The 12,381-nt window shown below is 43.4% G+C and carries 10 protein-coding genes; 7 read left to right on the top strand and 3 right to left on the bottom strand.

Annotated features, from left to right (window positions below; all coding sequences use genetic code 11):
* Position 1: 1 nt before the first annotated feature.
* Together LAQ65_RS08390 and folD are read right to left on the bottom strand one after the other, a co-directional pair.
* Positions 2–583 carry a 7-carboxy-7-deazaguanine synthase QueE gene (locus LAQ65_RS08390; protein ID WP_224116502.1) on the bottom strand — a complete coding sequence of 194 codons (582 nt, stop codon included), beginning with the start codon at positions 581–583 and terminating at the stop codon, positions 2–4.
* A 63-nt stretch (positions 584–646) separates the two neighbouring features.
* On the bottom strand, positions 647–1,522 hold the full coding sequence (gene folD, locus LAQ65_RS08385; RefSeq protein WP_224116501.1) for a bifunctional methylenetetrahydrofolate dehydrogenase/methenyltetrahydrofolate cyclohydrolase FolD: 876 nt from the start codon (positions 1,520–1,522) through the stop codon (positions 647–649).
* A gap of 312 nt (positions 1,523–1,834) precedes the next feature.
* Between folD and LAQ65_RS08380 the strand changes: the two genes are divergently transcribed.
* The 7 genes from LAQ65_RS08380 to LAQ65_RS08350 all read left to right on the top strand — a co-directional run bounded on the left by LAQ65_RS08380 (position 1,835) and on the right by LAQ65_RS08350 (position 11,586).
* Positions 1,835–4,969 carry a SusC/RagA family TonB-linked outer membrane protein gene (locus LAQ65_RS08380; protein ID WP_224116500.1) on the top strand — a complete coding sequence of 1,045 codons (3,135 nt, stop codon included), beginning with the start codon at positions 1,835–1,837 and terminating at the stop codon, positions 4,967–4,969.
* Between the two features lie 92 nt (positions 4,970–5,061).
* A complete protein-coding gene (locus tag LAQ65_RS08375; RefSeq protein WP_224116499.1) occupies positions 5,062–6,627 on the top strand; it encodes a SusD/RagB family nutrient-binding outer membrane lipoprotein in 1,566 nt (521 codons plus the stop codon).
* A gap of 22 nt (positions 6,628–6,649) precedes the next feature.
* Entirely contained in the window at positions 6,650–7,567 is a 918-nt protein-coding gene (locus tag LAQ65_RS08370) for a DUF1735 domain-containing protein (protein WP_224116498.1), read from the top strand.
* 98 nt (positions 7,568–7,665) lie between these two features.
* Entirely contained in the window at positions 7,666–8,313 is a 648-nt protein-coding gene (locus tag LAQ65_RS08365; protein WP_224116497.1) for a hypothetical protein, read from the top strand.
* A 74-nt stretch (positions 8,314–8,387) separates the two neighbouring features.
* Positions 8,388–9,227 carry a hypothetical protein gene (locus LAQ65_RS08360; protein ID WP_224116496.1) on the top strand — a complete coding sequence of 280 codons (840 nt, stop codon included), beginning with the start codon at positions 8,388–8,390 and terminating at the stop codon, positions 9,225–9,227.
* A complete protein-coding gene (locus tag LAQ65_RS08355) occupies positions 9,205–11,226 on the top strand; it encodes a helix-hairpin-helix domain-containing protein (protein WP_224116495.1) in 2,022 nt (673 codons plus the stop codon). Before LAQ65_RS08360 ends, LAQ65_RS08355 begins: the two co-directional genes overlap by 23 nt.
* 48 nt (positions 11,227–11,274) lie before the next feature.
* Positions 11,275–11,586, top strand: a complete 312-nt coding sequence (locus LAQ65_RS08350; protein WP_224116494.1) for a DUF3467 domain-containing protein — start codon at positions 11,275–11,277, stop codon at positions 11,584–11,586.
* Between the two features lie 7 nt (positions 11,587–11,593).
* Here the strand turns inward: LAQ65_RS08350 and radC are convergent, their stop codons facing one another.
* Complete coding sequence (gene radC / locus LAQ65_RS08345; protein ID WP_224116493.1) at positions 11,594–12,286, bottom strand: RadC family protein; 693 nt, start codon at positions 12,284–12,286, stop codon at positions 11,594–11,596.
* Positions 12,287–12,381 lie beyond the last annotated feature (95 nt).

The following is a 12,381-nucleotide window of genomic DNA, read 5'->3' as shown; positions in this document are numbered from 1 at the left end:
CTTATGGTACGTTAATATATTTATGGCTCTGAATACTCAATGTCCACTTGGGGTGGTTCTTTATGTAATCAATAATAAGGGGCATTACCTGGTCTTTTTTATCCCACTCTGGCTGGAGATAAAGTTTGCAGCCGGGCTTTACCTGGGAAGCATATTGTTCAGCCCAGCTAAAATCCGATTTGTTAAAAATGACCACTTTCAATTCATCGGCAGCAGCAACAACTTCGGGCAGGGGGAACTTGAATTTCTTCGGGGAAAGGCAAACCCAGTCCCAGTGTCCACTCATCGGGCTGGAGCCCGAAGTTTCAATATTAGTTTCAAATCCGGCTGCCTTCAGGGCGAGGGTAAGTTCATCCAATTGGTGCAGCAGCGGTTCGCCGCCGGTAATAACAGCCAGTCTTCCCGGGAAAGCTGCAGCCTCTGCAACAATCTGGTCTATTGGAACCTGGGGATGTTTATCAGCATCCCAGGAATCTTTCACATCACACCATACACAACCCACGTCACAGCCACCGAGCCGTATAAAATATGCAGCCCGGCCCTGGTGATATCCCTCCCCCTGCAGGGTGTAGAAGGATTCCATAACGGGCAATGTTTTCAAGACTGACAATTAATAATTGTGATATATATAATATATATGTGTCGGTTAGTTTTTATCAACGCAGGCCTTAAAGGTGTTTTTCATCAGGGCGGCGATGGTCATTGGGCCAACGCCTCCGGGTACCGGGGTGATAAAGCTGCATTTTGGTGAAACTTCAGCGAAATCAACATCTCCTTTAAGGGCAAATCCCGATTTTTTTGATGGGTCTGGTACGCGGGTAATGCCTACGTCAATAACTATCGCGCCATCCTTAACCATATCCCCCTTTACAAATTCGGGGATACCCAGGGCGGCAACGATAATATCGGCCGACTCGCAAAGCTCCTTCAGGTTGCGGGTATGGGAATGGGTAAGGGTTACCGTGCAATTACCCGGCTGGCCCGAGCGGCTAAGCAGGATGCTCATGGGGCGGCCAACGATATTGCTACGGCCAATCACCACAGCATGGAGGCCCTTGGTATTGATCTTATAATATTCAAGCATCAGCATAATGCCATATGGGGTAGCCGGGATAAAAGTATCCAGTCCCTGGACCATTTTGCCCACATTTATAGGGTGGAAACCATCTACATCTTTAGAGGGATGAATGGCATTGATCACTTTTTCGTCGGATATATGTTTCGGCAGGGGAAGCTGGACCAGGATTCCGTCAATATCGGGATCGTTGTTCAGGTCTTCTATGACTGACAGTAATTTGTTCTCGCTGATATTTTCTTCGAGGCGCACCAGAGTGGATTTAAAGCCTATTTCTTCACAGGATTTAACTTTTGCACCAACATAGGTTTCACTGGCGCCATTATTACCTACCAATACGGCTGCCAGGTGTGGTATTTTTTTTCCCTCTGTAACCAGTTGCGCAACCTTGATTTTCAGTTCGTCTTTTGTGGCCCGGGAGACCAGTTGTCCGTCTAAAATTTTCATGGCGCAAAGGTAATAAGCCAAATTGAAGGGGGAAAAGAAAAGAATTGTCCCAAATTAGCCGGTTAATCCTTTCAGGCCGAATGATTTTTATAGAATATTTGGCTTTTATACAAGCTGATTTTGGAGATTTTTTAACAAGGATGCAGCAATCCATGGCAAAGTTAAGTCTTGGTTAAATGGGAGTTCGAATGATGGTTATTTGATAAGTAATACACTTTCTATATTATTTACCGTAATAATTATCTTTTCAACAAATTTAACAAAGGATTTACTCCCTAATTTCACAACTTCTATTTTTAAACACACACAAACATGAGAAAACTCCTATCTCTGGTAGTGATGGCCACGTTGTTATGCGGGCTATCCTTCGGGCAAGCAAAAACAGTGACTGGAAAGGTCACTGATGATAAAGGGCAGCCCATCCCTTTTGCAACGGTTAAGGTAAAAGATGGGAAAACCATGGTTACTGCCGATGCACAGGGTGATTTTAAGATTAACGTAGACAAGGAAACAGCAATTATCATTTCTTCTGCAGGATTCGGAACTAAAGAAGTATCTGTTGAAGGGGTGAGCATTGTGTCTGTTAAACTAACCGGTTCCGTAATGGAAGAAGTAATTGTTACTGCCGGTGGTCTTAAATCAAGGCGTAAAGAACTTGGAAGTGCAACTACCCAGGTAAAAGGCGAAGTGCTTAACCAGGCAAAAGCAACCAATGTTGCCGGTGGCCTGCAGGGTAAAGTTGCCGGTTTCCAGATCAGTGGAACCGGTGGTGGTGTTAACCCAAGCTACCGTTTGGTGTTAAGGGGCCAGCGCTCTTTGACTGGTAATAACCAGGCACTTGTTGTATTGGATAACGTAGTGGTACCGAACACGGTACTGGGTAACCTTAACCCTGAAGATGTTGAGGATATCGTAGTGTTGAACGGTGCCGGTGCTGCAGCATTATATGGTAGCCAGGCATCTAACGGTGCGGTTATTGTAACTACCAAAAAAGGAAAGAAAGGTGTAACAAGTGTTAGTCTTTCTCAAACTGTAACACAGGAACAAGTGGCCTTCTTTCCAAAGATCCAAAGGGAATTTGGTGCTGGTGGTACTGCTTATGGTGTTAATTCAAGTGGTGATCCTGTTTTCAACTACCTGGAAAACCAGTCTTATGGACCAAGGTTTGATGGTGTGAAAAGACCCTTAGGACCGCCCCTTGAAGATGGATCCCAGGACTCAGCAGTTTATGCCTATAATGATGGCCATAATAAATTCTGGGAAAAAGGGCTGACCAGCCAGACTGATTTCTCTGTTTCTAATGGTGACGAGAATTCAACTTTCTATTTATCCGGACAATATGTTTCTGCTGAAGGAACTACTCCTGCTGATAAATACAACAGGACTAACGTTCGGATCAACGGTACTCGCAGACTGGGTAAGACCTTAATGTTTACCTATTCTTCAGGTTATACACAAAACAGGTATGATATCACTACCCAAACAGGTAGCATGTATGGTAATATGCTGAACATGCCTTCCAACGTGGATATCACCAAATATAAAAACTGGCAAACTGATAAGTTTGCAAATCCCAATGGTTTCTATAACCCATGGTACCAAAACCCTTATTTCACAAAAGATAACTACCGTTCCAAACAGCGGAATGATTATTTGACTGCGAATATTGAGTTAAAATATACCCCGATCCAAGGTTTGGATTTCGTTGCCCGCCAAGGTATTTCTACCAGGAATGCTTCGAGTAAGAATACTGTAGGTGCCTTCAATTATACTACATATGCTGAGAATACAGACCAGAGTTCTAAATCTGATATCCCGGCTTCAGTTTCTGACGGAATGGCCTATACAACCAACCTGGTTACTGACCTGTTTGCACAATACAACAAGCGGCAGGGTGATTTCAACTTCGGTATAGTGGCTGGTGGACAATTCAACCAGAACCAGTCGAAATATGTAAATGTCGCGGCAAATGGATTGATTATTCCTGATTTGTTCAATGTGAGCAACGGGGTTGGTACTCCATATGCAGCTGAGTCCAATTATATGACAAGGCAATATGGTGCTTATGGAAAAATAAATATTGGCTATAAGAATTTCCTGTTCTTACAGGCGACTGGCCGTAACGACTGGGATTCTAGATTGGCTGAAGCTAACCGTTCTTTCTTCTACCCATCTATTGAAGGATCTTTCATTGCCAGTGATGCAATTGATATGCTCCATTCCAGCAAAGTAATCAGTTACCTGAAGGTTAGGGGTGGTTGGTCAAAAACCGGTAACGTAAACCTGGGTGATGGTGTTAATTTTGGTGCTTACCAATTGATGCCTACCTATTCTCCAAGCAATGGCTTCCCTTATGGAACCTTAGCTGGTTATGGTGTTGACAACGGGTTGGTGTCCAACAACCTCAGACCTGAAATTACCAAGGGATTTGAAGCCGGTTTTGATTTGAACTTGTTTTCTGATCGCTTCACTTCTACAGTAACTTTCTTCAATACAAAAACAGATGACCAAACCGTTAGGACTTCTATTTCAACCACAACCGGTTTTAGTAGTTTGTTAACTAATACAGGTCAAACCCAGAGTAAAGGTGCTGAGGTAACCGCCCACGTTGTTGCTTTCAGGAATAAAGACTGGAACATCACTGTTGGTGGTAACTATACTTACCTGGAAAACAATGTAAACTATATCAGTGCTGACCTGCCTAAACTTTCCCTTTCTGCAGCAGGATCCGGTGCTTCTTATGCGGTAGCAGGATATTCTTTTCCGGTTATTATGGGATTTGATTATAAGAGGACTACTGAAGGGAAGGTTATTGTTGACGCAACCACAGGTTTGCCTTCAAAAACTGACCAGATTATTGTTCTGGGAAATGCTACACCGAGAAACAGGCTTAGCCTTGATGGCCAGGTTCGTTACAAAAATTTCCGTTTGGCTTTCCTCTTTGAACACCGCGCCGGTTACAAAATCTTCAATAGTATGGGAACAGAAATGGACTGGTCTGGTACCGGTTTCAGGACAGCTGCCTACGACAGGAAGAGCTTTGTATACCCGAATTCAGTGTATGAAGACCCAACCAAACCAGGGGTATATATTGAAAATAAAACTGTTGCAATTGCCAATGGAAATGGTAACAACGGTTTCTGGACAGATGGTATCAACAGGGATGTAACTTCAAACTACGTAACTAATGGTGATTTCTGGAAATTGCGGGAATTGTCTATTTCATATGACATACCTGCAAAAACTCTGGCATCTACCAAAGTATTTAAAGGAGCTACCATTAGCCTGCAGGGTCGAAATTTGTTCCTGTGGATGGCAAAGGATAACCTCTATACTGATCCTGAGTACAGCACTTCCGGTGTTGATAACAATGGTGTTGGTATTACTGGTCTGGACTCTGCACCACCATCACGTTTTTATGGAGCAACCATTTCTTTAAAATTCTAATGCAGTACCCTGAAATTGATGTATAACTAAGCAAGCCAGAAGTAAGTAATTACTATTGAATTTGTTTGGAAACGTCAATAAAATATATAATTATGAAAAAAATATTTGCAAGTTTTATAGTTGCAACTGCGGTATTGGGAACCTCCTGCTCAAAGCAGTTGGATATTAATGATAATCCCAACCAGGCAACAACAGCAACGGCTGAACTGGTTTTACCACAGGCCCTGACCAATACGGCCAGTGTTCTCAATGGTTACAATACAATGGGTGCACAAATAGGTGGCTATAGTGCCAATGCCGGCGGTTATGGCGGTTTTGGTGCAAACATTACCTATCTCTTCACAACAGAGTATACAAACCTTTGGCCTGCTACTTATGATAACCTGAATGATTACCAGGCTATTATCAATTACACTAAAAAGGAGGGCCAATTACCTTTGTATAGTAATTTTAATGCTGCAGCCAATATCATGAAAGCATTTGAATTCCAATTGCTGGTAGATGCTAATAATGATGTTCCTTATTCTGAAGCATTGCAAGGGGCCAATATCCTGACCCCTAAATACGATCTGGGTCCGGCTGTTTATGATAGCCTTGCCATTCTACTGGATGCTGCAATCGCTACCATTCATGAAGGAATGTCTACTACAGAAACAGTACTTGATTTAGGCAAATCAGATGTTATGTTTGGTGGTGATATGAACAAATGGTTGCAATTGGCCAATACCATTAAACTAAGGCTGATGGTGCGTGGTAATGGAAAAGTAACTTTTACCAACACTTCTTTTGATCCCGCCGGATTCCTGGAAACTGATGCACTCATCAATCCAGGTTATGTTCGTGATGCAAATAAGCAAAATCCTAAATGGTCTAACTGGGCGTTTGATTATACTGGTACCCCTGGTAACAAGGCTTGGATTCCTACTACCTTTATTATGGGTATGTATGATGGTCATACATTAGCCGATACCGGACGTGGTAAAGCAATCTATTACCTGTTCCCTAATACGGGTACAAACAGGCTCGGACATGAAGGTGATGATATCCAGAAGAGCCCTGGTGGAAGTTTCTGGTACCCATCTGACAACCGTGATGGAAAATCTTCGGGTAATACTACGGGAGTGTTAAAAGGACCTGATGCCGGATTCCCTGTTATGATTGCTGCGGAAAGCTATTTCCTGCAGGCCGAAGCTGTTGTTAGAGGTATTTTATCTTCTGGTGATGCAAAAGAACTGTTTCAAAAAGGTGTAAAAGCTTCTTTTAATTATTTGTACCAGCTTCCTAATAAGTCTATCAGCGGTAATCCTGATGCCGATGCAAATAAATACTTCACTGATAATTATTCAAGTCCGTTGGTGAATTTTGATTTTGCTACCACTACTGAACAAAAAATTGAAGCCATTATTACCCAAAAATATATAGCGCTGAATTTTGTAAACAGCCAGGAAGCATGGAATGATTATCGCCGCACCCAATACCCAACTATTAAAACGCCGGGTGATGATTACACCACATTCGCATCAATTGTTTCTGAAAGTCCCCGTCCTGATAAATTACCTACCAGGATTCTGTATCCGACTTCAGAAGGATCTTATAATGGAGCGAATATGCCAACCGGAATTACGCCGACGGCTTCCTTAATTTTCTGGGCTCAATAATTTTATTAAAATAGTTAGGAATATGAAAAAATATTTTAAAATAATTCTCCCCCTCATAGCAGTTGCTTTAGGCCTGGCTTCATGTTTGAAGCAGGGGGCAATGAATGTCGATCCGAATGATTTGACTGGTAAAGTTGTTACCCTTCAGTTTATTGAAAATGGTAGCGGAACAACCATCAACTCTGGCATGCAATATTTTTCCGGTGGTGCATTAACTTACCCAGGTACTGACGAAAAGGACACTGCCCATTACAATGTTGCAATTAGTGGAGTTGTTCCAAGTTCTGACATAGCTGTAACTATTGGTGTGGACCAATCTAAAGTATTGGACCATTTCTCAACGGATTCAATCGCTTACGAACTCATGCCGGATTCTTTGTATGATTTCGTTGCTACTTCCGGTGTAATTAAAGCGGGTACAGCTTTTGTTCCCATGGAGATAGTCTTCTATCCTTCTAAAATTGATATTACAAAAAGTTACATGTTACCTGTTGTGGTTACTGATGCCAGCGGTCAGACCATCAGCAGTAATTTTGGTACAATTTATTTCCATGTTATTGGTAACCCCCTTGCAGGAACATGGGGCTGGGACTTTATCAGGAAAAATAACCAGGACGGAAGTGGTGCCCCTGCAGGTGGATCTTTTACAGGGGAAACAACTGTATTCTCCCCTGTAAACCCAACAAGCATTAAAATGCCAACTGGATATTATGTACAGCCTAACTACCTGCTTACTTTTAAAAATGCGGCGGGTGTTTTATCTGAATTTAATGCAGTTATTGCTCCGGATGAAATTAAAGGTGCATTTACAGATAACGGAATCACTATGGTTACCCAACCTACTGTTGTTGTAAATGCGGACTACACGCATATAACTATCAATTATGTAGTTTTCAACGGTTCAGCATTCCGGAACTGTACTGATATATACTATAAGTAAAACTGTTTTTTAAATCTAGTTTTGAACAGGTTACCAGTTTTGGTAGCCTGTTCTTTTTTATTTTATTATCGTCATCTTTGTATAATAATCCTTTTAGTATGAAACGGCTATTGACCATATTAGTAATTATAAACCTGAACTCTGCACAAGCCCAATACCAGGCTGTTCAGAAAACAATGGTTGATGCGGGATTTCTTTATCCTGGGTTTTCAGATGGAATGGTGCTGTTAAAATCCGGTCAAAGAACAACGGCCTCTTTGAACTATAATGCATTTGAGCAATCCATTGTATACTATGCAGACCAGAAATCAATGACCCTAACCAATATTGAAGATGTTGATACAGTATACCTTCAACACAACCTTTTTATACCTGTTGGGATGAAATTTTACATGCTCATTGATTATACTCCCCTGCCATTGGTGGTGTCTTATGAAGCAAAGCCTTTGCACAAAGTGGCCACCGTCGACCATATCACAAGCGGAAAGCAGGACCAGAATACGGTGTTTAATACGGTAACAGATGTTTATGTTAACGGGCAGGTAAGGGAAGATATAAACTATACTGTTGTAACGATTTATTGGATTAAGGACGGCGAAAAATTGTATAAGGCAAATAACGAAAAACAGATCGCCCATATATTCGGGAAGAAAACTGACCAGGTATTGCAATATGCAAAAGAGCATAAAACAAATTTCCGTAGTATGCAGGAAGTTGTTGAACTTGTTCGTTTTGCCCAGGAATAAGAACCGTTTCTTCCTGTTTATTTTACCGTTCAATCACTCTTGTCCCCGCCAGCAGGAAGTCCTTTCTTGTGCCTATGAAAATTGTCAGGGCGTTAGTTGGTACATTTTTATTATTCTTTACAGCAAAGGCACAAAATGGTTATTTAACCTTAAAGGGTTGGCAGCCCGCTGCTGGGACCTGGAGCCATATTTTTAATTCTCCTGCTGCTCCATTTGTGAATCCTGCTGCATTTGCAAGTCTGTCCAGGCCGGCTTTACTTCTGGTTTCACAAAAGCCATTTTATATTAATGAACTTTCAGAGCTGCAGGCTTTTGCCGGTTGGCCGGTAGCAAATGGCAGCGGTGCCGGACTTGTTATCAGTCGTTTCGGTAATGCCAGTTTTAACGAAATCCATTATGGGTTAGGCTATGGCCTGCACCTCAATTCCCATTGGCAGCTTGGGGTTAGTTTTCTATACCTGACCGGTAAGTTCAGCGGTTTTTCGGCAAGGTCCGGATTGCAGGCTGCGACTGGTCTCCAGTGGTTCAATAATGGGTTTTCCGCCGGCCTTTTTTATCATAGCGCGGCAATTCAATTACCGTATAAAACTTCAAGGCTGTGGCTGATAGGTGGTGGTATGGGGAAGGACTGGAGCGGCCAGTTGTACACAGATGGGAGTGTCTATTTCACAGTTTATGAGGGTTTAGTTGCAAGCATTTCTCTGCAATACCAACTACTTGAAGCCTGGAGGCTGGCTATCCGTATACAATCCAATCCATTGCGATATGGTTTCGAATCCGGTTATTTCCATAAGGCAATAAGCCTTCGGATTTACAGCGAATGGCATCCCCAGATTGGCTGGAGCCCGGGGTTGGTACTGGGCATTTCAAAAAAGCAGAAAACAGCGGCACATGAACAGGATAATATATATTAGCCTGTTGCTTATTTTGCATTTCAGCGGTCTCGCGCAGGAGCCTTCTGAGCAAGTTGCCGGCATGCTGGAAGCAGCTACCGAAGCTAATGACCAGGAGCCCGACAATGACCAGCTTCAGCAGGTGCTGGTGAATTATTTGCGACGACCCATTTCCGTAAACCATGTCACTGAAGAGCAATTGAAAGAATTATCTTTTTTGTCGCCTATGCAAATCAGTTCATTCCTGCAGTACCGCAACCTGTTCGGTATTTTACGCAATCGTTATGAATTGCAGGCTATCCCATATTGGGATATCGGCACCATACGGAAAATATTGCCCTATCTCAGTTTCAGGGAAGACACCGGCGGTGATAAAGAATACCGCACTCTTGTTGCCAAAGGACAACACCAGTTGTTAATGCGCAGCAGTAATATATTGGAAAAGGCAAAAGGATTTATTGCCGACAGTGCTAAGCAGGCTGCTTACATTGGAAGTAGCGCGCGTTTGTTTTACCGGTATACCTATCAGTATAAGCAGCAGTTGTGGTGGGGAATAGCAGGCGATAAAGATGCAGGGGAGAAGCCAGGTGACTTCAGCAGCTTCCATGTATTTATGCGAAGGCCTGGTTTGCTGAAAACAATTGCACTGGGAGATTATGTATTGAATATTGGCCAGGGCCTGGTGCAATGGCAGGGACTTGCTTTTGGAAAAACCAGTGAAGCAATGAATGTTTATCACCAGGGCAACCTTTTGCAGCCCTACAGATCGGGCGGGGAATGGAATTTTCACCGGGGTGTTGCGCTGCAATTTCAGTCGGGGCATTGGGAAGCAACTTTTTTCGGGTCAGCGAGAAAACTTACCGCTAACCTGGTGGAAGGAGCAGATGGCACTAAAGGTTTCAGCAGCATTTCCCAAAGCGGATACCACCGCACGGCAGGTGAACTGGCCGACAGGAATAGTATTACGCAATATGCCTACGGGACAGTTTTGCAGTATACTACAAACCATTTTCGCTTAGGTGGCAGCGTTATCAAATACCAGTTTTCCCTTCCTTTTATGCCGGTGGACAGGCCCTATAATAAATACGCCATCAGGGGAGCCCAATGGTTTAATTCGGGTGTTCATTATAGTTATGTTTTTCGGAATGTTTTCCTTTTCGGTGAGGGAGCAGCTTGTGCAACCGGTTATGCATTCCTGCAGGGCATGGTGTTAAGCATTCACCATAAGTCAGACCTTTCCCTGGTGTACCGCCATGTTCAGCCCGGTTACCAGGCCTTATATGCGCATAGTTTTTTGGAGAACAGCGAAGTGACAAATGAAACCGGTTTTTATGCCGGATTCAGGTTAACGCCATTGCCGGGCTGGCAATTGCAGGCGTATGCTGACTATTTCCGGTTTCCCTGGCTGCGGTTCAGGGCAACGGCCCCAGTTTTCGGAAAGGAATACTTTATGCAGTTAACCTGGGTGCGCCGAAAGAAATGGGAAACCTACTTAAGGTACCGGACATCAGGGAAGCCTGAAAATAATGACGATCCTATTCCTGTTCCATTAAATATTCAACATGCAAATCTGAGATGGCATGCAGAAAGGATAATTAATCCATTATTAATTGTTGCAGCAAGGACCGATTTTACCTGGTATTCCAGTGTTGCTGGTCGCGAGACTGGTTGGTCCGCATTTCTGGATGGGCGGTACCAGGTTCGCAAACTATCCCTGGCCTTAGCCGCCCGCCTGCAATATTTTCATACCGGTGGTTATAATTCCCGGATCTATGCCTACGAGCGTGATCTCCTGTATTCCTTTTCGATACCTTCCTTTTATGATAAGGGTTTGCGATATTACCTTCAGGTACAGGGTAAACCAGGGCGGATCGGAAATAGGCGGCATTGGCAATTGCAATGGTGGTTGCGCTGGTCACAAACAAGCTATGGGAAGGGGCATACAATAGGTTCAGGCAATGATGAAATCAGTGGATCACACAAATCAGAATGGAAATGCCAGTTAATGATCACCGGGTAGCTGTTCAATAGCGCTTTCTTATTAGCTTTGTCCCTTTAAACTTATTACATGGAGAATACCAGTCCTAACAACCAGCTGAATATTGAGATATCAGAAGAAATGGCAGAAGGTGAATACGCCAACCTTGCGATCATTACCCATTCTCACGCAGAATTCGTGATTGATTTTGTAAATGTTATGCCTGGTACGCCCAAGAGCCGGGTTAAATCAAGAATTATTTTAACGCCACAGCATGCAAAACGGTTCATGAAAGCGCTCATCGATAATATTGACCGTTTTGAAGAAGTGAATGGCGATATCAAGGACCTGGAAGAAGTACAGATTCCCATGAATTTTGGTGGTCCGGCTGCCCAGGCCTGATTTTACCTTATAGCAGCCCTTCATCGGCAAAACTGAAATATCCTTCGGTACTAACGATTATATGGTCCATTACCCTGATGTCGAGCAGTTTCGCGGCTTCCCTTATTTTGTAGGTCAGGTCCTCGTCTGCTTTACTGGGACGAAGGTTGCCGGAGGGGTGGTTATGGCTTAAGATTAAACCCACTGCTTCCTGTTCAATCGCTTTTTTCATGATCATCCTGGGATCGGCCACTGTGCCTGTTATCCCCCCGGAACTGATAATTTCAAAGTGCCTGATTTTATTGGCACGGTTCAGGAACAGCACAACGAAAACCTCATGGTGGTGGTCCTGGAACAGTTGCTGCAGGTAAAGGGCAACATCGCGGCTGCCGGTTATGACCGGGCATTCCAGGGCCAGGGCAGCCTGCCGGCGACGGCCTAATTCCAGTGCGGCAGTAATAATAACCGCTTTGGCTTCCCCGATTCCTTTAATCGTCATTAGGTCAAAAACCGAAAGTTTGCCCAGTTCCTGCAGGTTGTTGCGTCCCAGTTGCATCAATTCACGGGCAAGGTCCAGCGCGGATTTGTCGCGGCTGCCATTATTCAGTAAAATAGCAATCAGCTCTGCATCACTAAGGGCCATAGGGTTTTTACTAAGTAGTTTTTCCCTTGGCCTATCGTCTTTTGCCCATGATTTAATTGAGTAGTTCCGCTCTTGCATGGAGTAAGATTATAAAATAATTTTATGCCATTATAGAGGGTTTTAACCCTTTATCCAATATCCAATTTATCCAGACGAAAAACCAAAAAATTCAC

The organism is Flavihumibacter profundi (assembly GCF_020076305.1).
GTDB classification, from domain to species: Bacteria; Bacteroidota; Bacteroidia; order Chitinophagales; family Chitinophagaceae; genus Flavihumibacter; species Flavihumibacter profundi.
The sequence above is the reverse complement of the archived record's forward strand: the minus strand, read 5'-3'. Positions and strand labels throughout refer to the sequence as shown.

Bases quoted from the DNA above. Each gene is read 5' to 3' on its own strand.
- folD (WP_224116501.1), bottom strand. From the start codon at position 1,522: ATGAAAATTTTAGACGGACAACTGGTCTCCCGGGCCACAAAAGACGAA.
- LAQ65_RS08380 (WP_224116500.1), top strand. From the start codon at position 1,835: ATGAGAAAACTCCTATCTCTGGTAGTGATGGCCACGTTGTTATGCGGG.
- LAQ65_RS08390 (WP_224116502.1), bottom strand. From the start codon at position 583: ATGGAATCCTTCTACACCCTGCAGGGGGAGGGATATCACCAGGGCCGG.
- LAQ65_RS08360 (WP_224116496.1), top strand. From the start codon at position 8,388: ATGAAAATTGTCAGGGCGTTAGTTGGTACATTTTTATTATTCTTTACA.
- LAQ65_RS08355 (WP_224116495.1), top strand. From the start codon at position 9,205: ATGAACAGGATAATATATATTAGCCTGTTGCTTATTTTGCATTTCAGC.
- LAQ65_RS08365 (WP_224116497.1), top strand. From the start codon at position 7,666: ATGAAACGGCTATTGACCATATTAGTAATTATAAACCTGAACTCTGCA.
- LAQ65_RS08350 (WP_224116494.1), top strand. From the start codon at position 11,275: ATGGAGAATACCAGTCCTAACAACCAGCTGAATATTGAGATATCAGAA.
- radC (WP_224116493.1), bottom strand. From the start codon at position 12,286: ATGCAAGAGCGGAACTACTCAATTAAATCATGGGCAAAAGACGATAGG.
- LAQ65_RS08375 (WP_224116499.1), top strand. From the start codon at position 5,062: ATGAAAAAAATATTTGCAAGTTTTATAGTTGCAACTGCGGTATTGGGA.
- LAQ65_RS08370 (WP_224116498.1), top strand. From the start codon at position 6,650: ATGAAAAAATATTTTAAAATAATTCTCCCCCTCATAGCAGTTGCTTTA.